The organism is Marinomonas algae, from assembly GCF_047525555.1.
Classification (GTDB): domain Bacteria; phylum Pseudomonadota; class Gammaproteobacteria; order Pseudomonadales; family Marinomonadaceae; genus Marinomonas.
Genome location: NZ_JBLIXK010000001.1, coordinates 58,885 through 85,239, shown reverse-complemented (window position 1 = coordinate 85,239; position 26,355 = coordinate 58,885). Strand labels below are relative to the sequence as shown.

Below are 26,355 nucleotides of genomic sequence, written 5' to 3'. Positions count from 1 at the left end.
TCTGGTGATATTTTATTGGTGAAAGCGTTATTTAACAGATTCTATGTTTAGGCGATAAGACTCACCATCTTCCTTGTGTTCTAGCTTAACAAGTAAGTAGTCAAATTTTGGAGCAAACCAAAATGAAGTTTGTTTACCTTTCGCTAAGTTGTCCGTTCGAATAACTTTAATTGTCGATACTTTGCCAAGTTTGGTGTCTATGGTTTCTAAGCTACTGCGCTCGAAGATCCAGTTTTTAATACGGCCGCCATCGGCTACTTGGTAATCAAACTCGCTTTTGCCTATCTTCAGATCTTGTCGGATTTGCAGTTGTATGGAAAGTTTGTCTAAGGTATCTGGGTTGATTGCAAGATTCCAAGGTTTACCTTTTATGTCGTTTCGAACCAGCATTTTTTCCCAATCAAACGTCAGCGTTGCTGTTCGCTTTTTACCAAGTGCGACACTTTTGTATTGATATTTTGTTGGGATTATTTGGTGGTTTTCGACGTAAAAATTGGAAACTTCATTCAGTGAGGCAAACATATTGTCGGCTGAAAACACAAACTGCCAAAGGTTATTGGATTTTTTTGATAAGGTTTGTGTCCCTTCTACTTTGAGGCTGATGCCTTTTTTCCAAATGGTGCTGTAGGTAGCAGAATAAGGTAAAAGAAAGGCATCGTTGGCTGCCTCAGAAGAGAAGATAGTGGTAGAAAGAACACTCATAAAAAGGCCAATTATATAGATTGAAATTTTACGAGTGATCATTCTTTCTCCCTGTTTATATCAATTCTTGATGATAACGAATACCGCATTCTGGAATGACCTTGCCATCTAAAATAGCTTGGCCGTTATCATAGCTTAGCCTGTTCTCACTGAACCATTTTACCGCTAGTGGGTAGATGATGTGTTCTAGTGAATGAACCTTGGTTGCCAGAGTGTCTGCTGTTTCGTCGTTTTCTATTTTGGTACTAGCTTGGAGTATTACCGCGCCAGCATCAAGCTCTGAGCTAACAAAATGCACAGAAACTCCATGTTCTGCTTCTTTTGCGTCAATGGCTCTTTGGTGCGTATTCAATCCTTTATATTTAGGCAACAATGATGGATGAATGTTTAACATTCTACCTTCAAAATGTTTCGTAAAAGTTTCAGTGAGAATACGCATGAATCCAGCGAGTACAACAAGCTTTGGTTGATACTGATCGATGATTTTTTGTAATTCTGCATCGAATTCTTCGCGGCTATCAAAAGACTTATGGCTCAGGGCGTGAGTGGCAATGCCTGCTGATTTAGCGCGCTCTAATCCATAAGCATCTGCTTTGTTACTGATAACAGCACAGATATTGATATTTAATTTACCTTGCAAGCTTTGATCAATCAAAGCTTGCAAGTTGCTGCCGCTGCCAGAAATCAAGACAACGATAGGGTAGCTCATGCTTCAGTCTCTAGATCAGAGATAAGCACGTCCTTTCCATTATCACGTGGGCAAATTTCACCAATGATCCAAGCTTCTTCACCTTCTGCTTTTAAGATAGAAAGTGCTTGTTCTGCTTTATCTGCATCAATAGCGAGAACCATGCCGACGCCACAGTTTAGTACGCGATACATTTCTTCTTGCTCAACATTACCTTGCTCTTGCAACCAATCAAATACAGCAGGGCGTTTCCAGCTAGTTGCATCGATTTTAGCTGCAGCGTCTTCTGGAAGTACGCGAGGAATGTTTTCTAATAAGCCGCCACCTGTGATGTGGGCTAGAGCATTAACAGAAATGCTTTCCATAAGTTTCAGGATAGATTTCACATAGATGCGAGTTGGTGCCATCAAGGCATCTTTTAATACTACGCCATCAATGGTTTGTGTTAGATCAGCGTTGTTCACTTCTAAAATTTTACGGATAAGAGAGTAACCGTTGGAATGGGGGCCAGATGAACCTAGCGCGATTAATGTGTCGCCAGACTTTACTTTGCTGCCATCGATGATGCTGTCTTCTTCAACAACGCCAACACAGAACCCTGCTAAATCGTAATCGCCATCATGATACATGCCTGGCATTTCAGCTGTTTCGCCGCCAACTAATGCACAGCCAGCTTGTAAACAACCTTCACCTATGCCTGTAACAACATTTGCAGCAACATCAATGTCTAGTTTGCCTGTTGCATAGTAATCAAGGAAAAGTAATGGCTCTGCGCCCGCAACCACAAGATCGTTAACACACATGGCAACCAAGTCGATACCAATAGTATCGTGTTGATTTAAATCCATCGCTAGACGAAGCTTGGTGCCTACGCCGTCTGTGCCAGAAACAAGAATTGGATTTTTATATTTTGTTGGAAGACGTGTTAAAGCGCCAAAACCGCCTAAACCGCCCATAACTTCAGGTCGACGAGTTTTTTTGCTTACGCCTTTGATGCGTTCAACAAGTTGGTTACCTGCGTTGATATCTACGCCAGCGTCTTTGTAACTAATTGATGGTTTATCTGACTTGGTCATTGCCTATGCCTTATCATGGTACGAGGAAAAAATGCATTTTAGCATAGTGACGCATTAGGGCTATGGTTCTTTATCATTATGGCAGTAGAATAGACAAATAAACGAAGGAAGGGCTATGAATTTTCGTATTTTATTATTACTTATTAGTGTTTTTTCAGTTTCATTTGTTCAAGCGGTTACTGTGAAGGGGCTTTATGACGCTGAAATCAATTTACCTGTTACTCAATCTGAGTCGAGAATGTTAAATGAAGCATTTGGTTTGGCTGCAGAAAGAGTATTAATTAAAGTCTCTGGCGATAGAGCTGCAATTACTGGCGATGTGTTGGCGCAGGCTAAGAAAAATGCTTCGATTTGGGTGGCTCAACATTCGGTGGCATCTTTGAGCGAACTGCTTCCGTCTGATAATGGCTTGGTTCCGGGCAAGCAAGTTAAGGTGACGTTTTATCAAGCATCTATTGATAGCTTTTTATCGCAAAACAATTTACCGGTTTGGGGAGATAATCGTCCTTCCGTTTTGGTTTGGGTAGCAAACGATAATAATGGTGTTCGAGCGTTATCAGGTTCGAAATCACCTTCTAGTGTCCTTAATCAGTTTGCGTATTTTTCCAATATGGTTGGTGTGCCTATTTATGCTCCTTTGTTGGATGACACGGACAGAAGTAATATTAGTGCGGCAGATATTTGGGGCTTTTTTGAAGATACGATTACGAGTGCTAGTAAGCGATACCAGACTGATGCAGTCGCCGCTTTGAGAGTGAGTAGTTACGTAGGGCATGTGGGCGGAAGCTTATTGGTACTGTTTAAAAATGGAGAAACAGAGCGTTTTGTTTTAAGTGGTGAGACGCCTGATGATGTTGTTGAGCAAGCAAGTACTCAGCTGGCAAAAGTGTTTTCTTCTCGGTATGCCTCTGTTCGCAATAGCAATTCAGTTAATAAGCTAAACATCCAAGTAACGGGCGTAACAAGTTACAATGTTATGAAGAGAACTCAATCCTATTTAGAAACAATCGGTGTGGTAAGAAACGTGGATTTAGTGCAGGTTGATGGTGAAAAAGTTGAGTTTTCAGTTGAAATCGATGGGGATAAGCAAAAACTTTTTAATTCTATTTCATTGAGTCACTTGCTAGTAAGTGTGCCATTAAACGCATTAGACCCTGATGCAAATCGCGTGGTTTCTTATCAATACAGTGGAGCGAAATAATGACAGATTTATCAAATGATCAAGCCGTAGAGCGAGATTTTTACGCACGATCAGCAGAAGAGCAAAAAGACTTTTTGTCTCAGACTTGGTGTAATGCTTGTGGTGAAGTGGATTTAGGCATGATTAACCCTAAAGAGTTCGAAACACTAGAGCGGGTTTGGATAGAAGGTGACTGCGTAAAATGCGGTCAAAAGACGATTACAGAAATAGTGGAAGAAGATGAATGATCTTCTGATCTTCTTCTGACTTTAGATTTAAGCAAAAAAAATCGCGCTATAAGCGCGATTTTTGTATCTATCAAAGATTACTACTTGTCAGTAGGGTAATCTCTTTGTGGTTGACCCACATATAATTGACGTGGACGGCCAATCTTGTAAGGTCCAGAAATCATTTCATTCCAGTGTGAAATCCAACCAATTGTACGAGACATAGCAAAAATTACTGTGAACATACTTGTTGGGATTCCGATCGCTTTCATGATGATGCCTGAGTAGAAGTCCACGTTTGGATAAAGCTTACGCTCTACAAAGTATGGATCTTCAAGAGCGATTTGCTCTAGGCGTTTTGCGATTTTCAATAATGGATCGTCAGACATGCCAAGTTCAGCTAATACTTCGTCACACGTTTCACGCATTACTTTAGCGCGAGGGTCGAAGTTTTTGTAAACACGGTGTCCGAAGCCCATTAGGCGGAATGGATCGTTTTTGTCTTTTGCTTTGGCGATAAATTCGTCAATGTTCTCAACATCACCAATTTCTTCAAGCATTGTCAATACGGCTTCGTTAGCACCGCCGTGAGCTGGTCCCCAAAGTGTTGCAATACCTGCGGCAATACAAGCAAATGGGTTGGCGCCAGATGAGCCTGCTAGGCGAACAGTGGATGTAGATGCATTTTGCTCGTGATCAGCATGTAAGATGAAGATACGGTCCATTGCTTTAGCGAATACAGGGTTAACTTTGTAGTCTTCGCAAGGTGTAGCAAACATCATGTACAAGAAGTTCTCAGCGTAAGATAGGTCGTTACGTGGGTACATAACTGGCTGATCTTTTGAGTACTTGTAGCAAATAGAAGCCAATGTTGGCATTTTTGAAATTAAGCGAAATGCTGCAATTTCACGGTGCTTAGGATCGTTGATATCCATGTTGTCTTGGTAGAAAGCAGATAACGCACCTACAAGACCACACATGATTGCCATTGGGTGAGCGTCATTTCTGAAGCCATCAATGAATTTGTGCATGGATTGGTTAACCATGGTGTGTTTGTTGACCATGGCATCAAATTCTTCTTTTTGCTTCTTATCCGGTAGTTCTCCGTAAAGAAGTAGGTAACAAGTTTCTAAGTAATCTGAATGTTCAGCAAGCTGGGCAATTGGATAGCCGCGATGCAAAAGAATTCCCGCTTCACCGTCTATGTAAGTAATAGATGATTCGCAAGAGCCAGTAGACATAAAGCCTGGATCATAGGTGAATACACCGTTAGCACCTAAGCCACGAACATCAATAACGTCTGTGCCTAAAGTACCTGAAAGAACAGGAAGTTCGATAGTTTTATCGATCCCATCCACTTTGAGTGTTGCTTTTTTATCAGCCATTTATGGTCTCCTTCGTATTCTGGTCCGGGGCTAAGGGGTCTTAATTTGACTCTCCTGGCCCAGAAGGTGCGCAAAAAATACTGTTTCTACACTATAAAAGTCAATCTTGTTCACTTACACAGTATTTACATTGTAGAGACATATTTCGTAATTATATGACAAAATTGCGATAAGGTCTTTTTCTATTTCTATATGGATTTGACTTTATCTTATTGATTACAAAGAAAATTAAAGTGATATATATTTGTTTATTTTATGTAATTTTATACCATTATTGTTTCGGCTTATGCCTACATTCATTTGATGAATGGTGATCATTGAAAACCTCTTGTTCAGTCTATTTGTCTTAGTATTTTTCACTGGTCTATAATTGCCGTCCCGATGATTTCATTGATTTGCTGACGTAAACTAATAAAAGAGAGTCGCTTTTAGAAAGTCGTTTGCAAATCGATGAGATTTTCAAAGCAGGCCTATGATGTGCTTTGGTGCTCTCTGCATATTTGTAGTGAGTGCAGTACATATAGATATTGGGTCGTGATTGACCATTCAATCGTTAAGATGGTGTAAATGTCGTGAATAAAAAAAGACCAGTCAACCTTGATATTTCTACAATATCAATGCCAGTCACAGCAGTCGTTTCTATTCTTCACCGCATAACAGGAATCATTCTTTTTGTGGGTTTGGTTTTCTTGTTTTATGCGTTTGACCTTTCTTTGCAGTCACAGGAAGGTTTTGACCAAGTGGTGAATGTTTTTCAGACAAGTTTTCTTGCGAAATTCATTATTTGGGGTGTTGTCTCTGCATTAATGTATCACCTTGTGGCAGGAGTGAAACATTTGTTTATGGATTTGGGGCATTTTGAAGAGTTGGAGAGTGGACGCAATGCTGCTGTCGCTAATTTAGCAATTGCCGCGATTTTGATCGTGCTAGCAGGAGTGTGGATATGGTAACTCAGATTACAAGTTTTGGCCGTTCTGGACTTTATGATTGGATGATGCAGAGAATCTCTGCCGTTGTCTTATCTCTATATACAGTATTCATTATTGGTTATTTATTGCTGAACCCAGATCTTACATACGACCAGTGGAGTGCTTTGTATGAAGCAACATGGATGCGTATTTTTAGTTTGATGGTTCTTTTGTCGATTGGTGTTCACTCATGGATTGGTTTGTGGTCTATTTCTACGGACTATATTAAAGCCACTGGTGCACGTTTTTTCTTTCAATCTATATGTGGCCTTGCGATGTTCGTCTATATCGTATGGGGCGTTCAGGTTATTTGGGGACTATAAGTAATGGCGAATATTCGTACTATTTCTTTTGATGCCATTGTTATTGGCGGTGGTGGTGCAGGCATGCGTGCTGCACTTCAGCTTACTGAGTCTGGTTTAAATACAGCTTGTGTTACTAAAGTATTTCCAACTCGTTCACACACAGTTTCTGCGCAGGGCGGTATTACTTGTGCAATTGCAAGTGACGATCCAAATGATGATTGGCGCTGGCACATGTATGACACCGTAAAGGGGTCAGACTATATTGGTGATCAGGATGCAATTGAATATATGTGTTCAGTTGGTCCACAGGCAGTTTTTGAATTGGAGCATATGGGGCTTCCGTTCTCTCGTACAGAACAAGGTCGTATTTATCAGCGTCCATTTGGTGGTCAGTCTAAAGATTTTGGTAAAGGTGGTCAGGCGGCTCGTACTTGTGCTGCTGCTGACCGTACAGGTCATGCTTTATTGCATACTCTTTATCAAGGTAACTTAAAAGGCGGCACAACATTCTTTAACGAGTGGTATGCAACCGATCTTGTTAAAAACAAAGAAGATGCAGTAGTTGGTGTTATTGCGATTTGCATCGAGACAGGTGAAACCGTTTACCTAAAAGCGAAAGCAACAGTTATCGCAACCGGTGGTGCAGGTCGTATCTTCCAGTCTACAACCAATGCGCACATCAATACAGGTGACGGTGTTGGTATGGCATTGCGTGCTGGTTTCCCAATGCAAGATATGGAAATGTGGCAGTTCCACCCAACTGGTATTTATGGTGCTGGTACATTGGTAACAGAAGGTTGTCGTGGTGAAGGTGGTTACCTGATCAATAAAGACGGCGAACGCTTCATGGAGCGTTATGCTCCAAACGCAAAAGACCTTGCTGGCCGTGATGTTGTAGCGCGTTCTATGGTTCTTGAGATTCTAGAAGGTCGCGGTTGTGGCCCAGATGGTGATCACGTTCTATTGAAACTAGATCACTTGGGTGAAGAGACTCTTAATAAGCGTCTTCCAGGTATCCTAGAGTTGTCTCGTACTTTCGCACACGTTGACCCAGTGAAAGAGCCAATTCCAGTTATTCCTACTTGTCACTATATGATGGGTGGTATTCCAACAAATGTTGGTGGTCAAGCGATTAAACAGAATGAAGCTGGCGAAGACGTTATTATCGACGGTCTTTATGCTTGTGGTGAAGCGGCTTGTGTATCTGTGCATGGTGCTAACCGTCTTGGTGGTAACTCATTGCTTGACTTGGTTGTATTTGGTCGCGCTGTTGGTCTTCACGTTAAGAAATCTTTGGATGAAGGTTTTGATTCTTTGGATGCGAGTGAGACAGACATTGAAACAGCAATGGCTCGTTTGAATCGCCTAAATACGACAACTGGCGGTGAGAGTGTTGCTAAAGTTCGTGAAGATCTTCAACGCGTTATGCAGCTTTATTTCGGTGTATTCCGTGATGGCGATGCAATGCAAAAAGGTCTTGCTCAACTGCAAGAGATTCGTCAGCGTGTTGAAAATTTACACCTTGAAGATAAGAGTCAAGCTTTCAACACAGCTCGTATTGAAGCTCTTGAACTTGAAAACTTGTTAGAAGTTGCAGAAGCTACCGCTGTTCCTGCTGAATTCCGTAAAGAAAGTCGTGGTGCCCATGCGCGTAATGACTTTACAGAACGTGACGATGAGAATTGGCTGAAGCACTCTTTATTCCATCCAGTAGATAAGAAAGTGACTAAGCGTGATGTAAACTTTGCGCCTAAAACAATGGAAGCTTTCCCACCTAAAGTTCGTTCGTACTAAGGAGTTATGTCAATGTTAGTTAGTATTTATCGCTACAATCCTGAGAAAGACGACGCTCCTTACATGCAGGATTACGAGGTTGCTTTGCCTGAAGGTAAAGACCTTATGGTGCTTGATGTTTTAAACTTGTTGAAAGCACAAGACCCTAGTATTTCTTACCGTCGTTCATGCCGTGAAGGTGTGTGTGGTTCAGATGGTATGAACATGTCTGGTAAGAATGGTCTTGCTTGTATTACACCGGTTTCTGAAGCTGTAAAAAATGGTAAGTTGGTTCTTCGTCCGCTTCCAGGTTTGCCAGTTGTGCGTGACTTGGTTATCGATATGGCGCAATTCTACAAGCAATATGAGAAAATTCGTCCATATTTGATCAATGATGCGCCGGCTCCTGCGATTGAACGCTTGCAAAGCCCGGAAGAGCGTGAAAAACTTGATGGCCTTTATGAATGTATCTTATGTGCATGTTGTTCAACAGCTTGTCCGTCTTTCTGGTGGAACCCAGATAAGTTTGTTGGTCCATCTGGTTTATTGCAGGCATATCGCTTTTTGGCAGATAGCCGAGATACAGCAACACAAGAACGCCTTGGTGATCTAGATGATCCGTTTAGCGTTTTCCGTTGCCACGGTATTATGAATTGTGTCAATGTTTGCCCGAAAGGTCTGAACCCGACTAAAGCAATTGGTAATATTCGTACCATGCTTTTACAGAGAGCAACTTAATAATGCTCTGTGTGGTCTTTTCTTCAACTTTATGTGACCACTAAAAAGTAGGCGGCTTGGATAAATGTTCAATGCCGCCATTTTTGCATGCTCTAGCAATAGAAAATGTAATAAAAAGAATTTAAAATTTGACCTTTGCGCACACGGATGTACAAAGAAAAACGATTAACTTTGTGATGATGGATTCAGAGTTTTCTTTATTGAACTACTCTTAATCGTTTAGTATTGATCGTGAAGGGCAAAAGTAGCTGTAAATAAACAAAAAAATCGAGGCTTTATAGCCTTACGGGCCTGATTAATTGATTGATCTTAATAATAGGTTGATGCCGGGACCCCGGTGGCTGGCTCGAACATAAGGGTGATCGAGAATGCACGAAAGTTTAATGGAGTTGCTGTGGAGTACTTCTCATTTCTCAGGTGGAAACCTGGAATATGTCGAAGGGCTTTTTGAAAGCTACCTCGTCGATCCGAACTCGGTATCGGAAGAATGGCGCAAATGTTTTGATCAATTGCCTCGTATAAGCGAAGCGCAATCAACTGATCTTCCTCACTCCGTGATTCAAGAGCAGTTTTTACAAATTGGTAAGAATAAATTTCGCTCTATGCCTGTTTCTTCAGGTACGGTTGCGACATCTGACCATGAGCAAAAACAAATTAATGTTTTGCAATTGATTAATGCTTATCGAGTACGTGGGCATCAACACGCAACACTTGATCCACTTGGATTACAGAAACGTGAGAAAGTTGCAGATCTAGATCTGGGTTACCATCAATTAACAGGTGCCGATTTAGACACTGAATTTAATGTTGGCTCTTTGTTTTTCAACAAAGAATCAATGAAGTTAGGTGACATAATATCTGACCTCGAAAAAACCTACTGCAATAGTATTGGTTATGAGTTTATGCACATTGTTGATACGCAAGAGAAAGCGTGGTTACAACAACGTGTTGAATCTGTTAGATCCCGTCCTGAGTATTCCCAAGAAACTCGTGAAAGCCTACTAGAGCGTTTAACCGCAGCGGAAGGCTTAGAGAAATATCTTGCTAGTCGTTACCCTGGTGCAAAGCGCTTTGGACTTGAGGGTGGCGAAAGCTTAATCCCAATGGTTAATGAATTGATACAGCGTTCTGGCTCACTTGGAGCGAAAGAAGTTGTTATCGGCATGGCTCACCGTGGTCGTCTTAACGTCTTGGTGAATACTTTAGGTAAAAACCCGAAAGATTTGTTTGACGAGTTTGAAGGTAAGAAGCTTGTTAATACATCTGGTGACGTTAAATACCACCAAGGTTTTTCATCTAATGTAATGACGTCTGGTGGTGAAGTTCATATCGCTTTGTCATTCAACCCATCTCACCTTGAAATCGTTTCTCCTGTTGTTGAAGGGTCTGTACGTGCCCGTCAAGACCGTCGTAAAGACACATCAGGTAAAACAGTGGTGCCTATCTCTATCCACGGTGATGCCGCTTTTGCAGGGCAAGGTGTTGTGATGGAGACATTCCAGATGTCTCAAACTCGCGCTTATCGTACTGGTGGTACGGTTCATATTGTTATCAATAACCAAGTTGGTTTCACAACAAACCGTCAAGAAGACTCGCGTTCTACTGAATATGCAACGGATGTTGCTAAGATTATTCAAGCGCCAATCTTCCATGTAAACGGTGATGATCCAGAAGCGGTGTTGTTTGTTACTCAGTTGGCACTTGATTACCGTTATGAGTTTGGTCGAGACGTCGTTATCGATATGGTTTGTTACCGTCGTCGTGGACATAACGAGACCGATGAGCCTTCTGGTACACAGCCATTAATGTACAGCGTAATTAGTAAGCTAAAAACGACTCGTACTTTATATGCTGAGCGTTTGATTAATGAATCTGTTGTTTCAAAAGAAAAAGCAGACCAATTAGTAAGCGAAAACAGAGAAGATTTGGATAACGGTCGCCATGTAGCGAAAAGCCTTGTTTTAGAATCTCAAACAGGTTCTTTCGTAGATTGGAAGCCTTACCTTGGTGTTGAATGGACAGATGCTGGTGATACGACTTATCCATTAGCAAAACTTCAGGAAGTGGCTAAGAAATTAACCGTTATTCCTGATGGTGTAGTGGTTCAGCGTCAGGTTCAGAAAATCTACCAAGACCGCGATAAAATGACAGCTGGTGCATTGCCTCTAAACTGGGGTTATGCAGAGACCTTGGCTTTCGCAACTTTGCTTGAGCAGGATTACCCAATCCGTATCACAGGTCAGGATTCTGGTCGTGGTACTTTCTCTCACCGTCATGCAGTTATTCATAGTCAAAAAGACGGCAGCACTTACATTCCTTTAAAACATTTGTCTGATGATCAACCTACGTTAGATCTTTATGATTCTTACCTGTCAGAAGAAGCAGTATTAGCATTCGAATATGGTTATGCGAGCACTTCTCCAAAAGGTTTGGTTATTTGGGAAGCGCAATTTGGTGACTTTGCCAATGGCGCGCAAGTTGTTATCGACCAATTTATTACAAGTGGTGAACATAAATGGGGCCGCTTATGTGGTCTGACTATGTTGTTACCGCACGGTTATGAAGGTCAAGGCCCAGAGCATTCGTCAGCACGACTAGAGCGTTTTCTGCAGCTTTGTGCAGAATACAATATTCAAGTTTGTGTTCCGACTACGCCGTCACAAATCTTCCATATCATCCGTCGTCAAGCGATTCGACCTATGCGTCGTCCGCTTATCATTATGTCGCCTAAGAGTTTGTTGCGTCACAAGCAAGCAATTTCGACATTAGAAGAATTGGCGGAAGGAAGTTTCAAAACGGTATTACCTGAATCTTCTGAAACTGTTACTGCGGATAAAGTAAAACGCATTGTCCTTTGTAGCGGTAAAGTTTATTACGACTTGATCAACCGTCGTGAAGAGCTACAAAAAGAGGATGTTGCCGTGGTTCGCTTGGAGCAATTGTATCCGTTCCCATACGCTGACCTTGAGTCTGTGTTGGAACAATACAAAAATGTTGAGAGCTTGGTTTGGTGTCAAGAAGAGCCGAAAAACCAAGGTGCTTGGCATGCCAATCGTCACCGCATGAATCGAGTATTGGAAAAACTGTATCCTGAATTGAAAATCCGTTTTGCGGGTCGAATTTCTTCTGCTGCTCCTGCAGCGGGTTACATGTCTATCCATGTTGAAGAACAAGAAGCACTGGTCAACGACGCACTAGTTGGTTAGTACCATAGCCTGTCAGAGAGATAAGGGTATAAAATGAGCATTGAAATTAAAGCACCTACTTTTCCAGAATCTGTAGCCGACGGAACCGTTGCTACTTGGTACAAGCAGCCAGGCGAAGCCTGTGCACGTGATGAGCACATCGTAGACATCGAGACAGATAAAGTTGTCTTGGAAGTCGTTGCACCTGCTGATGGTGTATTAAAGGAAGTTTTGAAAGCAGAAGGTGACGTTGTCCTTAGTGATGAAGTCTTAGCTGTATTTGAATCTGGCGCAGCAGCTTCTGCTGCACCAGCGGAAAAAGCGGCGGCACCTGCTGCTGCGGCTCCAGCAGCAGTGCAAGAGTCTGTACAAATTAAAGCACCAACTTTCCCAGAATCTGTTGCAGAAGGTTCTGTTGCTGCTTGGCACAAACAGCCAGGTGAAGCATGTACTCGTGATGAACATATTGTTGATATCGAGACAGATAAAGTTGTACTTGAAGTCGTTGCACCTGCAGATGGTGTGATTGGCGATATTTTGAAAGCGGAAGGCGACACTGTCTTAAGTGATGAAGTGTTAGCAAACTTCCTAGTAGGCGCATCTGGCTCGGCGGCAGCACCAGAAGCTGCAGCACCAGCTAGCGCTACAGAAGAAAGTGATGAAGATGGCGTTGCTGGTCCTGCTGCTCGTAAAGCCTTGGCAGAAGCTGGTTTAACAGCAGCCCAAGTAAAAGGCACTGGTAAAGGCGGTCGCATCACGAAAGAAGATGTTGATGCTGCAGTAAAAGCGAAACCAGCTGCTGCTCCAGCAGCAAAAGCAGCTGCACCAGCAGCGGCGATGCCAGCCTTGGGTGCAGATGGTCGTGTTGAAAAACGCGTACCAATGACTCGTCTACGTGCGACGATTGCGAAGCGTCTTGTTGAAGCGCAACAAACAGCAGCTATGTTAACAACGTACAACGAAGTTAACATGGGACCAATCATGGAGATCCGTAAGAAATACAAAGATCAATTCATGAAGACTCACAATGGCACTAAGCTTGGTTTCATGTCTTTCTTTGTAAAAGCGGCAACAGAAGCTCTTAAACGCTTCCCAGCAGTTAACGCTTCAATCGATGGTAATGACATGGTTTACCATGGCTACCAAGATATTGGTGTTGCTGTTTCTACTGACCGTGGTTTGATGGTTCCAGTATTGCGTAACACAGAAGCAATGGGCTTGGCTGATATTGAATCAACTATCATGGACTTCGCACTTCGTGGTCGTGATGGCAAATTGGGTATGGATGACATGCAAGGCGGTACTTTCACTATTACTAATGGTGGTACTTTTGGTTCTTTGATGTCGACTCCTATCATCAACCCGCCTCAAACAGCAATCTTGGGTATGCATAAAATCCAAGAACGTCCAATGGCTGTAAATGGTCAGGTTGTTATCCAGCCTATGATGTACTTAGCACTTTCTTATGACCACCGTATGATCGATGGTAAAGAAGCTGTGCAGTTCTTGGTAACAATTAAAGACTTGCTAGAAGATCCAGCGCGTCTGTTGCTTGAGATCTAAGTGCTTGAAATTTGAGTATTCGTACCAATAGTTAGGTATGAATTGATCCTGTAGCGATGTTTAAACAAAACATCGCTCAGTTTGACTGAAAAATATGGAACTTCTTATGTCTGATAAATTTGATGTTGTTGTAATTGGTGGTGGCCCTGGTGGTTATGTCGCTGCAATTCGTGCTGCTCAGCTAGGTTTGAAAACAGCATGTATTGAAAAATGGTTAGACAAAGATAACAAGCCTCGTTTAGGTGGTACTTGTTTGAATGTTGGCTGTATCCCATCTAAAGCTTTGTTGGATTCTTCTCACAAATATCATGATGCTAAAGAAGCTTACGGCGTACATGGTATTTCTGTAGGCGACGTTGCGATGAACGTTGACACAATGGTTGATCGTAAAGATAAAATCGTTGACCAACTAACAAGTGGGATCACTGGCCTTTTCAAAGCGAATGGTGTTACTAGCCTTGAAGGTTTTGGTAAAGTTCTAGCCAACAAAAAAGTTGAATTCACAGCGCATGATGGAACAGTTACTGTTATCGACGCTGAAAACGTTATTTTGGCAACAGGTTCTGTTCCTGTGAACATTCCACCTGCACCACGTACTGGTGACATCATCGTTGATAACGAAGGTGCATTGGATTTCCGTGAAGTACCTAAGCGTCTTGGTGTAATCGGTGCTGGTGTTATCGGTCTAGAACTTGGTTCTGTATGGTCGCGTCTTGGTTCAGAAGTTGTTGTACTTGAAGCACAAGATTCTTTCCTAAGTGTTTGTGATCAAGACATTGCTAAAGAAGCAGCGAAAATCTTCAAGAAGCAGCACCTAGATGTACGTTTGGGCGCTCGTGTAACAGGTAGCCAAATTAACGGCGAAGAAGTTGAAGTGACTTACCTTGATGCAAAAGGTGAAGAACAGAAGCAAACTTTCGACAAGCTTATTGTTGCAGTTGGCCGTAAACCATTCACTCAAGGTTGTTTCTCTGACGATTCAGGCGTTAAGCTTGACGAACGTGGCTTCGTATTCGTTGACGAGCAATGCCGTACTTCTGTACCAGGTGTTTACGCGATCGGTGATATCGTTCGTGGTCCAATGTTGGCTCACAAAGCATCTGAAGAAGGTGTGATGGTTGCAGATATCATTGCTGGCCATAAAGCACAAATGAACTACGACTGCATTCCTTCTGTTATCTACACTCACCCAGAACTTGCTTGGGTTGGTAAGAGCGAGCAGGAACTGAAAGCGGAAGGCGTTAAATACAAAGTGGGTAAATTCCCATTTGCTGCGTCTGGTCGTGCTATGGCTGCTAACGATACAGATGGTTTTGTTAAAATCATCGCGTGTGAAGAAACAGATCGTATTTTAGGTTGCCATATCATTGGTGGTCATGCGGCTGACTTGATCGCACAAGCGGTTATTGCTATGGAATTCGGTTCTACAGCAGAAGACATTGCTTTGACAGTATTTGCTCACCCAACAGTAAGTGAAGCAGTACACGAAGCAGCGTTAGCAGTAGATGGCCACGCTATCCATATTGCTAACCGTAAAAAGCGTTAATAGAAATTTAGATTTGCCGGCTTAAAGCCGGCAATTTCTGTCTTAACAGGCAGAGCTTATGTCAATCATTCAGATGAGCGGAAGAATCAAATGAACCTACATGAATATCAGGCTAAACAGCTTTTTGCTGAATACGGCCTGCCAGTATCTACAGGGTACGCAGTAGACACGCCTGAAGCGGCGGTGGAAGCAGCGAAAAAAATTGGTGGTGACAAGTGGGTTGTTAAAGCTCAGGTTCACGCAGGTGGTCGCGGTAAAGCGGGCGGTGTGAAACTTGTTGATTCTTATGAAGAAGTAGCAGCATTTACAGAAAACTGGTTAGGTAAGAACTTGGTTACTTACCAAACAGACGAAAATGGTCAGCCAGTTGCTAAGATTCTTGTTGAATCTTGCACTGACATCGCGAACGAATTGTACTTAGGTGCCGTTGTTGACCGTTCAACTCGCAAAGTTGTTTTCATGGCGTCTACTGAAGGCGGTGTTGAAATCGAGAAAGTTGCTGAAGAAACTCCAGAGTTAATTCACAAAGCGATCATCGATCCTTTGGTTGGTGCTCAGCCTTACCAAGCTCGTGAAATGGCATTTAAAATGGGTCTTAACCCAGCTCAAATCAAGCAGTTCACTAAGATCTTCCTTGGTTTGTCTCAAATGTTCCACGACTACGATTTCGCACTTCTAGAAATCAACCCATTGGTTATCACTGATGAAGGTAACCTTCACTGTCTAGACGGCAAGATCAACATCGACAGCAACGCTGTATACCGTCAGAAGAAAATGCAAGAGTTCCACGATCCATCTCAAGAAGATGAGCGTGAAGCACATGCTGCACAGTGGGAACTTAACTACGTAGCTCTTGATGGTAACGTAGGTTGCATGGTAAACGGTGCCGGCCTAGCAATGGGTACAATGGACATCGTAAACATTCACGGTGGCAAGCCAGCTAACTTCCTAGACGTTGGTGGTGGTGCGACTAAAGAACGTGTTGCTGAAGCATTTAAAATCATCCTATCTGATGACAATGTTAAAGCCGTATTGGTTAACATTTTCGGTGGTATCGTTCGTTGTGACATGATCGCTGAAGGTATCATCGGTGCCGTTGAGCAAGTAGGTGTTAACGTACCTGTTGTTGTTCGTCTTGAAGGTACAAATGCTGAACTAGGTCGTGAAGTTCTTGCAAAATCTGACCTAGATATTATTGCTGCAGCAAGCTTGAAAGACGCCGCTGAGCAAGTTGTTAAAGCTGCGGAGGGCAAATAATAATGTCTGTCTTAATTAACAAAGATACTAAAGTAATCTGTCAGGGTTTCACTGGTGGCCAAGGTACTTTCCATTCTGAGCAAGCGATTGCATACGGAACAAAAATGGTTGGTGGTGTTACTCCTGGTAAAGGTGGTCAAACTCACCTAGGTCTTCCTGTATTCAACACAGTGAAAGAAGCAGTAGAAGAGACAGGCGCTGAAGCATCTGTTATCTACGTTCCAGCACCTTTCGTTAAAGACTCTATCCTAGAAGCAGCGAACGCTGGTATCAAACTTATTGTTTGTATCACTGAAGGTGTTCCAACGCTAGACATGCTTGACTGTAAAGTTGCATGTGACGCTCTTGACGTTCGTCTAATTGGTCCTAACTGCCCAGGTGTTATCACACCAGGTGAATGTAAGATTGGTATCATGCCAGGTCACATCCATTTACCAGGTAAAGTAGGCATTGTATCTCGTTCAGGTACTTTGACTTATGAAGCTGTTAAGCAAACGACTGATGCTGGCTTTGGTCAATCTACTTGTGTAGGTATTGGTGGTGATCCAATCCCAGGCACTAACTTCATCGACGTATTGGAAATGTTCCAAAACGATCCTCAGACTGAAGCGATTGTTATGATCGGTGAAATCGGTGGTACTGCGGAAGAAGAAGCGGCTGCTTACATCAAAGCAAACGTGACTAAGCCTGTTGTTTCTTACATTGCGGGTGTTACGGCTCCTGCTGGTAAGCGTATGGGTCACGCTGGTGCAATCATCTCTGGTGGTAAAGGTACAGCTGATGAGAAATTTGCAGCTCTAGAAGATGCGGGCGTGAAAACGGTTCGTTCTTTGGCTGACATCGGTGCTGGTCTTAAAGAAATTACTGGCTGGTAAGTCGTTTTAAATAAACGCTTATTTATAGCCAATAAAATCCCTGCCTCGGCAGGGATTTTTTTTGCATGAAAGATACAGTCCTCTAAGTGAGTAAATATGAATTGCCCGTTTTGCCATATAGATAATCGTTGTTCTGTCAGTGAAGAGGGGCCTTGTTGGTGTTTTACAATGACAATTCCAGATGGCATGCTTGAACTCTTGTCAGATCAAGATAAAGGAAAAAACTGTGTCTGCCAGGCTTGCATCAAGCGTTACAATGATGATGCTGACAAGTTTACTCGCCTTTATCGCGTATACCTGAATTCAATGATAAACAACGACAATTAAGGAAGGAAAATAAAGGTGGCGAGCGTATCAAAAAATAACTCTAAGTATGATATTGCTGTAATTGGAGCGGGTATTGTTGGCTTATCGACTGCTTGGCAATTATTACAATGTTACCCAGACTACCGTATTGTAGTGATTGAGAAAGAAGACGATGTTGGCTTACATCAGACTGGTCATAATTCTGGTGTTATACATGCGGGTGTTTATTATGCGCCAGGTAGTTTAAAAGCTGACTTTTGCCAAAGAGGAGCAACAGCCACTAAAGCTTTTTGCCAAGAACATGATATCGATTTTAATGAGTGTGGTAAGTTGTTGGTCGCAACAAATGATGTTGAATATGAGCGTATGAATGCTTTGTTCGAGCGGTGCCAAGAAAATAATTTAGAAGTACATAAACTGGATCAAACACAATTAAAAGAAAGAGAGCCTAACGTAGAAGGTCTAGGAGCTTTATTTGTTCCATCTACAGGCATTGTTAATTATCGTGAGATTTGCCAGAAGTTAGCCGAAATTTTCATTCAAAAAGGCGGAGAAATTCGACTTAGTAGCCAAGTGGTAGGGCTTGTGGAAACTCATGAACAAGTGATTATTACATTGAGCAGTGATGTCATTAGCTCATCCTATCTTGTTAGTTGTGGTGGGCTAATGGCTGATAGGTTAACCAAGATGTTAAATATCCCAACAGACTTTCAAATCATTCCCTTTCGTGGCGAATATTATCGGTTGCCTACCAAACATAATAAAATTGTAAACCATCTGATTTATCCAATTCCAGATCCAGATTTACCTTTTTTAGGTGTTCATCTTACTCGTATGATTGATGGCTCTGTCACTGTTGGCCCAAATGCGGTGCAGGGATGGAAACGAGAAGGCTATGGCTCAATAAATATTAGTCTACAAGACATAGTTGAAATGATGCGCTTCTCAGGTTTTTGGAAGCTACTTAAAAAATATTGGCGAACAGGGATAATGGAAACAAAAAACTCTTGGTATAAACCAGGCTATCTGGCTCAAGTTAGAAAGTATTGTGACCAAATTAATTTGGATGACTTGCAGGCTTATCCTGCTGGAATAAGGGCTCAAGCAGTTCTCCATGATGGAACTTTAGTACACGATTTTCTATTTGCTCAAAGCTCAAGAAGCTTGCACGTTTGTAATGCACCTTCACCGGCGGCGACCAGTGCTTTTCCTATTGGTGAACATATCGTGCAAAAATTAGAGCAACAGGTAACATTGAAATAAAAAGAAAGAATATTCTAAAAAAGAAAAAGGAGCCGTTTTAGGCTCCTTTTGAGTTAACACATACTAAATATAAAGGGGATTAAATTTAGAAGGTGTAAGTAGCATTGGCCATAAAGTTGCGAGATGGCCCGTAGAAGTTAAAGGTACTTGTTGCACCAACACGTGCATAGTACTTTCTATCAAACAGATTGTTTACATTTAATGAGACTTTAAAGTTGTCGTTGATTTGTTTAGAAACAGCTGCATCTATTGTTGCATAGCCCGCACCTTTCACAGTTCCGTCAGATGTTTCGAAATCGCTCATTGCAGTTAAGCCTGCACCAACTGTCATGTTGTTAAGCAAAGAATCTTCTGGTGCTTCAAAGCGATATTTAGACCAAGCTGAGAAGTTGTGTTCTGGCATAAGCGAGAAGTAACGGCTTGTGCTTCCAGATAGTACTTCCGTTTGCATGTAGGTATAGCCCAAGATCGTATCCCACTGGCCAAATTGACCTGCGAGTTCAGCTTCGAAACCACGTACTTGGTATTCACCCGTCGTTTCATAGTAGGTTTCACCGTCGACTTGCTCTGCACGGTTCTTATCCGTTAATTGGAAAGCTGTTAGGCGGCTGTTAAGTAGGCCGTTTAGGTAGCTTCCTTTAATACCAAATTCAACCTGTTCGCCTTCACGAGGATCGATAAAGTCTCCGTTCACATCAACAGAATCTTGTGGTTTGAATACTTCTGAATAGCTGGCGTAAAACGCCTGAGAGTCAGTTAAGTCGTATACAAGGCCAGCGTATGGCGTGATGTGAGAGCCAGTAGCCGTATCGGTTCCTGTATCTAGGTCGTAGTTACTGACGCGTGCACCCGTGATCAAGGCTAGGTTTTCAATAGGGCGGAAAGTAAGCTTGCCGTATACAGCTTGTTCTTGTTCAGAGGTATCAGAATCTGTTGTACGTGTAACGCTAAACAAATCTTTCGTTAAGGTAGAAGAGTCAAACGAATAAATATTCCATGTGCCACTCGCTGCAGAAATGATAGAGCTCTGGGTTGACTCTTCTTGCTTGTAGTCAAATCCTACAACAAATTCACTAACATTACCCATCGCTTCAAAAGGCTGACTGTAGCTGGCGTCAAAAGCTAATGCCTGCTGATCAATGTCACTAGCATATTCTGAAAATCTGGTGATGTTGTCATCCGAATCAACAGAACTGCCTGTATAGGCGTAGTCAAAGTCTGAAGTTCGATCTGATACTCTAGCCGCGATACGACCACGACCACCATTGTCGAATCGATGTGTTAAGTCAGCAAAGACATCTGTACTTTCTGCATTAAACTCATTCCAATCAGCCCCGAAAAACGTAGATGTGTCTAGGTCTAACAAAGTGCCGTCAGCGTAGCTTGGTAAGCCATTACTTGTATCGATATCTTTAGTTTGGTGTAGTAAGCCAACGGATAATTCAGTGTCATCATCCAAGTCGATTTCAACAGTGGCATAAACACTCTGGCTAATATTTTCATTGTCTTCTATTTGGTTCGCAGCATTAGATTGATCTAATACCAAGCGTCCGCGAACACTACCATCTTCATTAAGGGAGCCGGATACATCAGTGCCCAACTGATATCTACCCCAGCTACCAGCACCAATGTTGACGGATGCTTGAGTGTCTTCAGTACCACGTTTACGTACTAAGTTCATGATACCACCCATTTCACTGGTACTGCTAAACAGACCAGATGGACCGCGCATAATTTCTATACGGTCAAAAGCACTTAGCGAAGGAAGTGTGCCTGACTGGCTACCAACAGGGGCAGATAGACCATCGATTAAAAGATCATCGTATTCGTAACCACGGGCAAAGATAGATGAACGGCCACTTTCATTTGATAGGGTCGTTAGGCCTGGTGTCGTTTTAGTTATATCATCAAGGTATACCGCACCACGATCTTCAATGTAGTCATTGGTGATGACGGTGATAGACTGAGGAATGTCTTTTAGTGCTGCAGGGGTTTTTGTACCAACGGTTGCTGCTTCAACATTGTAGCCAGTCAATTCTTCACTAGACGCCGCATCATATAGAGCGTTACCTTCAACGGTAAGCGTTTCCAAAGACGTTGCATTTGATACTTCTTCCGCTAGCAGAGTCTTAGGGAAAGGAGCCAATATAAGTGCAATGGATGCAATTTTTAGTGACTTTACTAGGATATCTTTCGTGCCTTGTTGAGCTGGCATTGTTTGACAATCTTGCATTTTTAGCCTCAATCATGTTTCAACGAAGAAATTCTCATTTATATATCGAAATACAAATGAGAATGAATTGTATTTAATGTATCTGAAGCGTATTATTCCACAAACTTTATGTAAAGTTCTTATGCACTTTAATCAATCTTTTATGAGAACCGCTCAAATGTGGGCGAAAATGTGTTTTTTCGTCAAACATGCAAATATTAGTTTCATTATTAGGGGTCGCTATCATTTATGGAAAATTTAGACTTAGAACATAACGCCAGATTTCTAAAGCGTTACAAACTAAACGTTACTAAAGAAGAGCTTGAAAACGCTTCTAAGTCAGCCTGTCACCCTTCTGCTTTAATGGATGGGATGATGATGACTGAAAAGCTAAAGTCTGGGATGACGTTTCATATGGTAGATGCGAAGGCTCTGCATGAGTTTGGATTTGAGGCAGAGTTTGCTCCCAATTTTAAAATTGCCTTGTTATTTTCCGGTGATATGCGTTTTCAATTTGGGCAAAAAAAGAAGTACATGGAAGAGAGCAAAAAAGTCGCTAAAGTAATGAATTTCAGTGAAGTAGAGACTTGTGCATTAAGCGCAAGAGCAGAAGAGCACAGATCCGCCCTTTATCTTTCTGTTGAGCCGGATTGGTTTGAGCAAAATGGTATTGAATCTCCTGAAATGAAGCAGAAGTTAAGCCAGCATCTTGCACTAAAAGATTGGGCTTTACCTAATGTCCTATGGTTGCAGGGACAGCAACTACTTAATCAGCATGATCAAAGCTATGTCAGTCGTATGGCGAGAGAAGGTTTTTCTTTGTCATTAATGTCTTCTTGGCTTGAGACATTAGATCAAAAAGAATCAGCTCATTTAAAACCTGAAAGTCGTCGTATGAATCAATTTAAGGAGCTTATGAACAGTGATGAAGTGCTAACCATGAGCTTAGGTGAAATTAGCAATCACCTTGGTATGAGCTCTGCCACTTTACAACGCTATGCTCATGAGCACTTGAGCATGAGCCTGACACAATACCTAAGAAAGCGTCGATTGGACTTAGCAAAGTGCGCTTTACATCAAGATGGTGTGTCTATTATCGAAGCGGCTTTATTGGCGGGATACAATCATTCAAGCAACTTCACGACGGCTTTTAAACGCCAATTTGGTGTTTCGCCTGCAGAATCTCATCGATTAATCGTATAAGTAGTCTGTTTTTCTTTAGTCTTGTGAAAGCATTATGAAAAAGGAATGCTTTCATCTATTTTACCTGTGGGTTTCAATATAGAGTAAATACACTTTATAACCTGCGAGGAAAATACGATGGCACATGCGAACGCTTTTCTTGGGACTCGCTCGATACTGAAACTGCCAATGTTGAAGCGCAGCCTCGTGGTTGCTTTAATCTCGACTCAAATCACAGCTTGCGGGACTTTGCTTTATCCTGAGCGAAGAGGGCAAACGACTGGTCAAATAGATGTTGGTGTTGCCGCTTTAAACGCTGTGGGGTTGTTGTTCTTTTTCGTACCTGGTGTTGTTGCATTTGGGGTCGATTTTATAACGGGAGCCATTTATCTACCCAGTGGCGGTGTGGCCAAGCTAACTCAAGATGAGCTTGAAGCTGTTCGAAAAAGCTCAAATGAGATCGATATAAATAAATTAAAAACCGTCATAGCACAAAGAACGGATATATCACTTCCTAAAAGAGCTTATACGGAAAAATGGCAAACTTCTTCCATGAATTCCCCTCGTGATCTACAAACGGCATTGTATTTATCTAAAAAGCAAATTGCTCTTAAATAAAGTGAAATACGAGTCTTAGTTATAAATGATATCCTGACAATCAAATTAGGGAATAACTGCATTTTCTTTTTATGATGAAAAACATATAAATATTGTTTTCATCATTTAATCTCTTATCTCTCGTTCGACTCTTGTATATAATTATCTAGTATCTATAAAAATTTAAAGCGTTTAATAAATTAAACCGTTTAAATGATTCAATGCCTTAAAATAGATGGAATAACCATGAATTATAAAAATAAAATTATTCGTTTTACTTCAAATCGTGTTTGGCGTACTTATACTGGTGGTAAAATTTTAGATCAACTAGAGCAGAAAGCAGATCCTCAAGATTCGCATTTCCCTGAAGATTGGATAGGCTCCACCACGCAAGCTGTGAACTCTGGCAGAGAAGAGGTTGTTGAGGGAATTTCTCACGCGATTGTTGGTGAGGAAAATGTTCGTTTCGATGAGTTATTAGCGTTAGATCCTAGCTACTTTTTAGGTGAACAACATACCAAAGCATTCGATGTAAATCCGATGTTACTGGTTAAGTTTTTAGACTCTTCGGTGCGGTTACATTTTCAAGCCCATCCTACGGCTGAGTTTGCTCGAGAACATCTTAATAGTAATCATGGTAAAGCAGAAGGTTATTATATTTTGGATGTTCGTGACGGAACAGAGCCTTATGTTTATGTTGGATTTCAGCATCCACCTTCCCGTGATGCTTTCAAAGAAATGATAGAGACTCAGAATATAAGCGCCATGGAAGAGTGCTTTGAGAAGGTCGCTGTGAAGCCTGGCGATTGCTTATTTATTCCTGGTGGTTCTCCTCATGCGATTGGTGAAGGTATTTTGATGGTTGAAATCATGGAACCTTCAGATTGGGCGGTTCGTTTTGAATTTACTAAAGCGGGTTATACCATGCCTGAGGAAGCACGTTTCATGAAGCGTGATCTTGAATTCTGCATGGATGTTTTTGATTTCACTCAGCTTTCCGTTGAAGAGGCGATTGATAAGTTCTATCAAAAGCCAAAAGTCGAGCGTCATTATTCAGAAAGCTCTTTTCAAGAAAGTCTCATTGATGGAAAAGTGACGGATAAATTCAGAGTGAAAAAATCCACTATTACAGGAAGTGTAGATAAATCCGAGGACGACTTTTACATAGGTATTGTGGTATCTGGTGAATGTCAGCTTAAAATTGGTGACGAGGTGACTCATCTTAAAAAGCTTGACCGATTCTTCTGCCCAGCTGGTGTTGAAGTAGTTAATATCACAGCCGAATCTACAGTAGAAATTTTAGAGTGCTATCCTCCGCAAGTTTGATGAAATAAATGGCAGAGCTCTTACTTAGAGCTTTGCCATTATTGAGCAGTAAGTTTGGATTAACATGATGAGTTTTCTGAAATAAAGGCGTGATGAACATATTCATCACGCCTTTATTTGTCTATGGGGTTTGCTTATTTGTGTTAGTTAAACGAATTTGGCATCAGTTTACCAGGAAGCCATAACGCTATTTCTGGGAAGATGATGACCAGCAACAATATAAGCAACATAGGAAGCAGGATGATAGCTACTTGCTTCAATACGCTGATGACATTCATTCCACCAATGGACGCTGAGATCAGAAGGCAGAGGCCATAGGGCGGCGTAACCAGTCCAAAAGCTAATGAAATAATACCTATAATTGCAAAAACAATCGGAGAGATATCTGCTTGTAATGCCACTGGTAATAAAACTGTTCCTAAAATAATGATTGTAGGAATGGCATCAATGAATAAACCAAAGAATAGAAATAAGAAGGCAATCACCAAAGCGGTTCCAAAACTGCTCAGATTCATATCTGTGATTAATTCAATGATCAGACGTGGCACATTGTAATAAGCCAACAACCAACCAAAGATAGAAGCAGTACCAATTGCAAAAAGCGAAATGGATGCGAAGCGGCCCGTGTCATATAAAATCACACCGACTTCCCGAGGAGTTACGGTTCTATAGACAACCATACCTAAAAACAAAGAGTAAGCTGCGGCAATAATGGCACTTTCTGTTGGTGTTACGATACCAGCAACAATACCGAAAATAACAAAAACAGGTGTGAGCATAGCCAGTGCGGCACCTTTAAAAGCTTTTATTGCTGAAGAGAAAGTCGGCTTCATTGCAATAGGGTAGTTATACACTTTGGCGAAACCATATACTGTCGCCATTAATGCACAACCAATCATTAACCCAGGCACTGCGCCCGCTAGAAATAGAGCGCCTACTGATACTTGCATGACGCCACCCCAAACAATCATCAAGATGCTTGGTGGAATAATAACGCCCATAACGGAAGAGCAAGCTGTGATGGCTATGGCAAAGCGTCGATCGTAGCCTTCCTTTATCATAGCTGGGATTAGAATCTTGCCACAGCCAGCAGCATCAGCAGTAGATGAGCCAGAAATACCAGCGAATAGCATTGAAACTGCCACGTTAACATGACCTAAACCACCAGGCATCCAGCCAGTTAATACTCTTGCTAGATCAATCAGTTTGTCGGTTATCTTCCCTGAATTCATCAAGTTGGCAGCCAATAAAAAGAAGGGCACAGCAAGTAAAATAAAGGAATTATATGACTGAAACATACGGTCGATAATGATAAATGGCGTTAATCGAATATCGAGTGCCACAACTGGGATAGTTGCCAAACCCAATGCAAATGCAACAGGAACACGCAATATAACCAAAAGAATAAAGCCGCCTACTAATAAAGAGCAAGCGAGTCCAGTAGTAAGGATCATAGTGTAGCCCTTTTAGTAGAGAGGTATTGAGTAAACGCTTCGTATAGACGGTATAAACAGAACACAGCCCATAATAATCCCGCGATTGGAATGGTGATGTGGGTCACAATCAAGTTGGCGTTCATCATTACTGAATGCTGGATTAAGCCAAATTTCGCATATTCAATACCGTACCAAGCGAATAGGGCGCCAAAGAGACCCACAAGGAGTAGAACCAATGCTTTTTGGAAGAATAAAAGGAGCGGATTCGCACTTTCGGGAATGACTTGAACATCAAAATGCGCACCATCCCAAACGGCAACCACAGAACCTATCATGACAATCCATACAAAGATGAATGTAGCGAGTTCTTCAGTCCAAAGATAAACAGGAATAATACCCGTGTAACGAGCAATAACTTGCATGGCGACAGGGATAATCAAGGCACCGACTAAGATCGCTAACAGTACCCGCAAAAGGTTACATAGCGATTCTAAACTGCGTTTAATCATAAAAAAGCCTTTAAGATAAATTATGTCTAACTATAAAACATCCCTAAGGCCAACCT

General features: G+C 41.8%; 23 protein-coding genes. 16 read left to right on the top strand and 7 right to left on the bottom strand.

Annotation, left to right across the window (positions count from 1 at the left end; translation table 11 throughout):
• Positions 1–27: 27 nt before the first annotated feature.
• From ACMUMQ_RS00365 to purM, 3 genes are read right to left on the bottom strand one after another with little or no spacing between them, the layout of a single operon-like run.
• Positions 28–702, bottom strand: coding sequence for a DUF3108 domain-containing protein (locus tag ACMUMQ_RS00365; protein WP_414680076.1), 675 nt, complete (start codon positions 700–702; stop codon positions 28–30).
• A 55-nt stretch (positions 703–757) separates the two neighbouring features.
• On the bottom strand, positions 758–1,411 hold the full coding sequence (purN, locus tag ACMUMQ_RS00360; protein ID WP_414680075.1) for a phosphoribosylglycinamide formyltransferase: 654 nt from the start codon (positions 1,409–1,411) through the stop codon (positions 758–760).
• Positions 1,408–2,466, bottom strand: coding sequence for a phosphoribosylformylglycinamidine cyclo-ligase (purM, locus tag ACMUMQ_RS00355; RefSeq protein WP_414680074.1), 1,059 nt, complete (start codon positions 2,464–2,466; stop codon positions 1,408–1,410). Before purM ends, purN begins: the two co-directional genes overlap by 4 nt.
• Before the next feature lie 115 nt (positions 2,467–2,581).
• Between purM and ACMUMQ_RS00350 the strand changes: the two genes are divergently transcribed.
• Together ACMUMQ_RS00350 and ACMUMQ_RS00345 are read left to right on the top strand one after the other, a co-directional pair.
• Positions 2,582–3,667 carry a DUF2066 domain-containing protein gene (locus ACMUMQ_RS00350; RefSeq protein ID WP_414680073.1) on the top strand — a complete coding sequence of 362 codons (1,086 nt, stop codon included), beginning with the start codon at positions 2,582–2,584 and terminating at the stop codon, positions 3,665–3,667.
• Positions 3,667–3,894 carry a hypothetical protein gene (locus ACMUMQ_RS00345; RefSeq protein WP_414680072.1) on the top strand — a complete coding sequence of 76 codons (228 nt, stop codon included), beginning with the start codon at positions 3,667–3,669 and terminating at the stop codon, positions 3,892–3,894. The genes ACMUMQ_RS00350 and ACMUMQ_RS00345 overlap by 1 nt, the downstream gene beginning before the upstream one ends.
• A gap of 80 nt (positions 3,895–3,974) precedes the next feature.
• Here ACMUMQ_RS00345 and gltA read toward each other — a convergent pair whose 3' ends face one another.
• On the bottom strand, positions 3,975–5,258 hold the full coding sequence (gene gltA / locus ACMUMQ_RS00340; RefSeq protein WP_414680071.1) for a citrate synthase: 1,284 nt from the start codon (positions 5,256–5,258) through the stop codon (positions 3,975–3,977).
• A 572-nt stretch (positions 5,259–5,830) separates the two neighbouring features.
• Here gltA and sdhC point away from each other — a divergent pair.
• The 11 genes from sdhC (at position 5,831) to lhgD (ending at position 19,037) form a co-directional block, all read left to right on the top strand.
• Entirely contained in the window at positions 5,831–6,208 is a 378-nt protein-coding gene (gene sdhC / locus ACMUMQ_RS00335) for a succinate dehydrogenase, cytochrome b556 subunit (RefSeq protein WP_414680070.1), read from the top strand.
• The gene (gene sdhD / locus ACMUMQ_RS00330) at positions 6,202–6,549 is read left to right on the top strand and encodes a succinate dehydrogenase, hydrophobic membrane anchor protein (protein ID WP_414680069.1); all 348 of its coding nucleotides are present in this window, start codon (positions 6,202–6,204) and stop codon (positions 6,547–6,549) included. The genes sdhC and sdhD overlap by 7 nt, the downstream gene beginning before the upstream one ends.
• 3 nt (positions 6,550–6,552) lie before the next feature.
• A complete protein-coding gene (gene sdhA / locus ACMUMQ_RS00325) occupies positions 6,553–8,325 on the top strand; it encodes a succinate dehydrogenase flavoprotein subunit (RefSeq protein WP_414680068.1) in 1,773 nt (590 codons plus the stop codon).
• A gap of 12 nt (positions 8,326–8,337) precedes the next feature.
• On the top strand, positions 8,338–9,042 hold the full coding sequence (locus tag ACMUMQ_RS00320) for a succinate dehydrogenase iron-sulfur subunit (RefSeq protein WP_317003461.1): 705 nt from the start codon (positions 8,338–8,340) through the stop codon (positions 9,040–9,042).
• Between the two features lie 368 nt (positions 9,043–9,410).
• Positions 9,411–12,248, top strand: coding sequence for a 2-oxoglutarate dehydrogenase E1 component (locus tag ACMUMQ_RS00315; protein WP_414680067.1), 2,838 nt, complete (start codon positions 9,411–9,413; stop codon positions 12,246–12,248).
• Between the two features lie 33 nt (positions 12,249–12,281).
• Positions 12,282–13,790, top strand: coding sequence for a 2-oxoglutarate dehydrogenase complex dihydrolipoyllysine-residue succinyltransferase (gene odhB, locus ACMUMQ_RS00310; protein ID WP_414680066.1), 1,509 nt, complete (start codon positions 12,282–12,284; stop codon positions 13,788–13,790).
• 106 nt (positions 13,791–13,896) lie between these two features.
• Positions 13,897–15,336, top strand: coding sequence for a dihydrolipoyl dehydrogenase (lpdA, locus tag ACMUMQ_RS00305; protein ID WP_414680065.1), 1,440 nt, complete (start codon positions 13,897–13,899; stop codon positions 15,334–15,336).
• A 90-nt stretch (positions 15,337–15,426) separates the two neighbouring features.
• Positions 15,427–16,593 (top strand): ADP-forming succinate--CoA ligase subunit beta, encoded by a 1,167-nt coding sequence (gene sucC / locus ACMUMQ_RS00300; RefSeq protein WP_317003466.1) that lies wholly within the window; start codon positions 15,427–15,429, stop codon positions 16,591–16,593.
• Between the two features lie 2 nt (positions 16,594–16,595).
• Positions 16,596–17,468, top strand: coding sequence for a succinate--CoA ligase subunit alpha (gene sucD / locus ACMUMQ_RS00295; RefSeq protein WP_414680064.1), 873 nt, complete (start codon positions 16,596–16,598; stop codon positions 17,466–17,468).
• A 96-nt stretch (positions 17,469–17,564) separates the two neighbouring features.
• Positions 17,565–17,795 (top strand): cysteine-rich CWC family protein, encoded by a 231-nt coding sequence (locus ACMUMQ_RS00290; protein ID WP_414680063.1) that lies wholly within the window; start codon positions 17,565–17,567, stop codon positions 17,793–17,795.
• 15 nt (positions 17,796–17,810) lie between these two features.
• On the top strand, positions 17,811–19,037 hold the full coding sequence (lhgD, locus tag ACMUMQ_RS00285) for an L-2-hydroxyglutarate dehydrogenase (protein WP_414680062.1): 1,227 nt from the start codon (positions 17,811–17,813) through the stop codon (positions 19,035–19,037).
• An 85-nt stretch (positions 19,038–19,122) separates the two neighbouring features.
• Here lhgD and ACMUMQ_RS00280 read toward each other — a convergent pair whose 3' ends face one another.
• Positions 19,123–21,270 (bottom strand): TonB-dependent siderophore receptor, encoded by a 2,148-nt coding sequence (locus tag ACMUMQ_RS00280; protein ID WP_414680061.1) that lies wholly within the window; start codon positions 21,268–21,270, stop codon positions 19,123–19,125.
• 228 nt (positions 21,271–21,498) lie between these two features.
• Here ACMUMQ_RS00280 and ACMUMQ_RS00275 point away from each other — a divergent pair, with 228 nt between their 5' ends.
• The 3 genes from ACMUMQ_RS00275 (at position 21,499) to ACMUMQ_RS00265 (ending at position 24,354) form a co-directional block, all read left to right on the top strand.
• A complete protein-coding gene (locus tag ACMUMQ_RS00275) occupies positions 21,499–22,452 on the top strand; it encodes a helix-turn-helix transcriptional regulator (protein WP_414680060.1) in 954 nt (317 codons plus the stop codon).
• 117 nt (positions 22,453–22,569) lie between these two features.
• Positions 22,570–23,049: a hypothetical protein gene (locus ACMUMQ_RS00270; RefSeq protein WP_414680059.1), complete on the top strand. Its 480-nt coding sequence runs from the start codon at positions 22,570–22,572 to the stop codon at positions 23,047–23,049.
• Positions 23,050–23,274: 225 nt separating this feature from the next.
• Complete coding sequence (locus ACMUMQ_RS00265; RefSeq protein WP_414680058.1) at positions 23,275–24,354, top strand: class I mannose-6-phosphate isomerase; 1,080 nt, start codon at positions 23,275–23,277, stop codon at positions 24,352–24,354.
• 143 nt (positions 24,355–24,497) lie between these two features.
• Here the strand turns inward: ACMUMQ_RS00265 and ACMUMQ_RS00260 are convergent, their stop codons facing one another.
• Together ACMUMQ_RS00260 and ACMUMQ_RS00255 are read right to left on the bottom strand one after the other, a co-directional pair.
• A complete protein-coding gene (locus ACMUMQ_RS00260; RefSeq protein WP_414680057.1) occupies positions 24,498–25,808 on the bottom strand; it encodes a TRAP transporter large permease in 1,311 nt (436 codons plus the stop codon).
• Positions 25,805–26,299, bottom strand: coding sequence for a TRAP transporter small permease (locus tag ACMUMQ_RS00255; protein WP_414680056.1), 495 nt, complete (start codon positions 26,297–26,299; stop codon positions 25,805–25,807). Before ACMUMQ_RS00255 ends, ACMUMQ_RS00260 begins: the two co-directional genes overlap by 4 nt.
• Positions 26,300–26,355 lie beyond the last annotated feature (56 nt).

Excerpts from the sequence above, each read along its gene's own strand:
- ACMUMQ_RS00365 (WP_414680076.1), bottom strand. The coding sequence starts at position 702 with ATGAGTGTTCTTTCTACCACTATCTTCTCTTCTGAGGCAGCCAACGAT.
- purN (WP_414680075.1), bottom strand. The coding sequence starts at position 1,411 with ATGAGCTACCCTATCGTTGTCTTGATTTCTGGCAGCGGCAGCAACTTG.
- purM (WP_414680074.1), bottom strand. The coding sequence starts at position 2,466 with ATGACCAAGTCAGATAAACCATCAATTAGTTACAAAGACGCTGGCGTA.
- ACMUMQ_RS00350 (WP_414680073.1), top strand. The coding sequence starts at position 2,582 with ATGAATTTTCGTATTTTATTATTACTTATTAGTGTTTTTTCAGTTTCA.
- ACMUMQ_RS00345 (WP_414680072.1), top strand. The coding sequence starts at position 3,667 with ATGACAGATTTATCAAATGATCAAGCCGTAGAGCGAGATTTTTACGCA.
- gltA (WP_414680071.1), bottom strand. The coding sequence starts at position 5,258 with ATGGCTGATAAAAAAGCAACACTCAAAGTGGATGGGATCGATAAAACT.
- sdhD (WP_414680069.1), top strand. The coding sequence starts at position 6,202 with ATGGTAACTCAGATTACAAGTTTTGGCCGTTCTGGACTTTATGATTGG.
- sdhA (WP_414680068.1), top strand. The coding sequence starts at position 6,553 with ATGGCGAATATTCGTACTATTTCTTTTGATGCCATTGTTATTGGCGGT.
- ACMUMQ_RS00320 (WP_317003461.1), top strand. The coding sequence starts at position 8,338 with ATGTTAGTTAGTATTTATCGCTACAATCCTGAGAAAGACGACGCTCCT.
- ACMUMQ_RS00315 (WP_414680067.1), top strand. The coding sequence starts at position 9,411 with ATGCACGAAAGTTTAATGGAGTTGCTGTGGAGTACTTCTCATTTCTCA.
- odhB (WP_414680066.1), top strand. The coding sequence starts at position 12,282 with ATGAGCATTGAAATTAAAGCACCTACTTTTCCAGAATCTGTAGCCGAC.
- lpdA (WP_414680065.1), top strand. The coding sequence starts at position 13,897 with ATGTCTGATAAATTTGATGTTGTTGTAATTGGTGGTGGCCCTGGTGGT.
- sucC (WP_317003466.1), top strand. The coding sequence starts at position 15,427 with ATGAACCTACATGAATATCAGGCTAAACAGCTTTTTGCTGAATACGGC.
- sucD (WP_414680064.1), top strand. The coding sequence starts at position 16,596 with ATGTCTGTCTTAATTAACAAAGATACTAAAGTAATCTGTCAGGGTTTC.
- ACMUMQ_RS00290 (WP_414680063.1), top strand. The coding sequence starts at position 17,565 with ATGAATTGCCCGTTTTGCCATATAGATAATCGTTGTTCTGTCAGTGAA.
- ACMUMQ_RS00280 (WP_414680061.1), bottom strand. The coding sequence starts at position 21,270 with ATGCAAGATTGTCAAACAATGCCAGCTCAACAAGGCACGAAAGATATC.
- ACMUMQ_RS00275 (WP_414680060.1), top strand. The coding sequence starts at position 21,499 with ATGGAAAATTTAGACTTAGAACATAACGCCAGATTTCTAAAGCGTTAC.
- ACMUMQ_RS00270 (WP_414680059.1), top strand. The coding sequence starts at position 22,570 with ATGGCACATGCGAACGCTTTTCTTGGGACTCGCTCGATACTGAAACTG.
- ACMUMQ_RS00265 (WP_414680058.1), top strand. The coding sequence starts at position 23,275 with ATGAATTATAAAAATAAAATTATTCGTTTTACTTCAAATCGTGTTTGG.
- ACMUMQ_RS00260 (WP_414680057.1), bottom strand. The coding sequence starts at position 25,808 with ATGATCCTTACTACTGGACTCGCTTGCTCTTTATTAGTAGGCGGCTTT.
- ACMUMQ_RS00255 (WP_414680056.1), bottom strand. The coding sequence starts at position 26,299 with ATGATTAAACGCAGTTTAGAATCGCTATGTAACCTTTTGCGGGTACTG.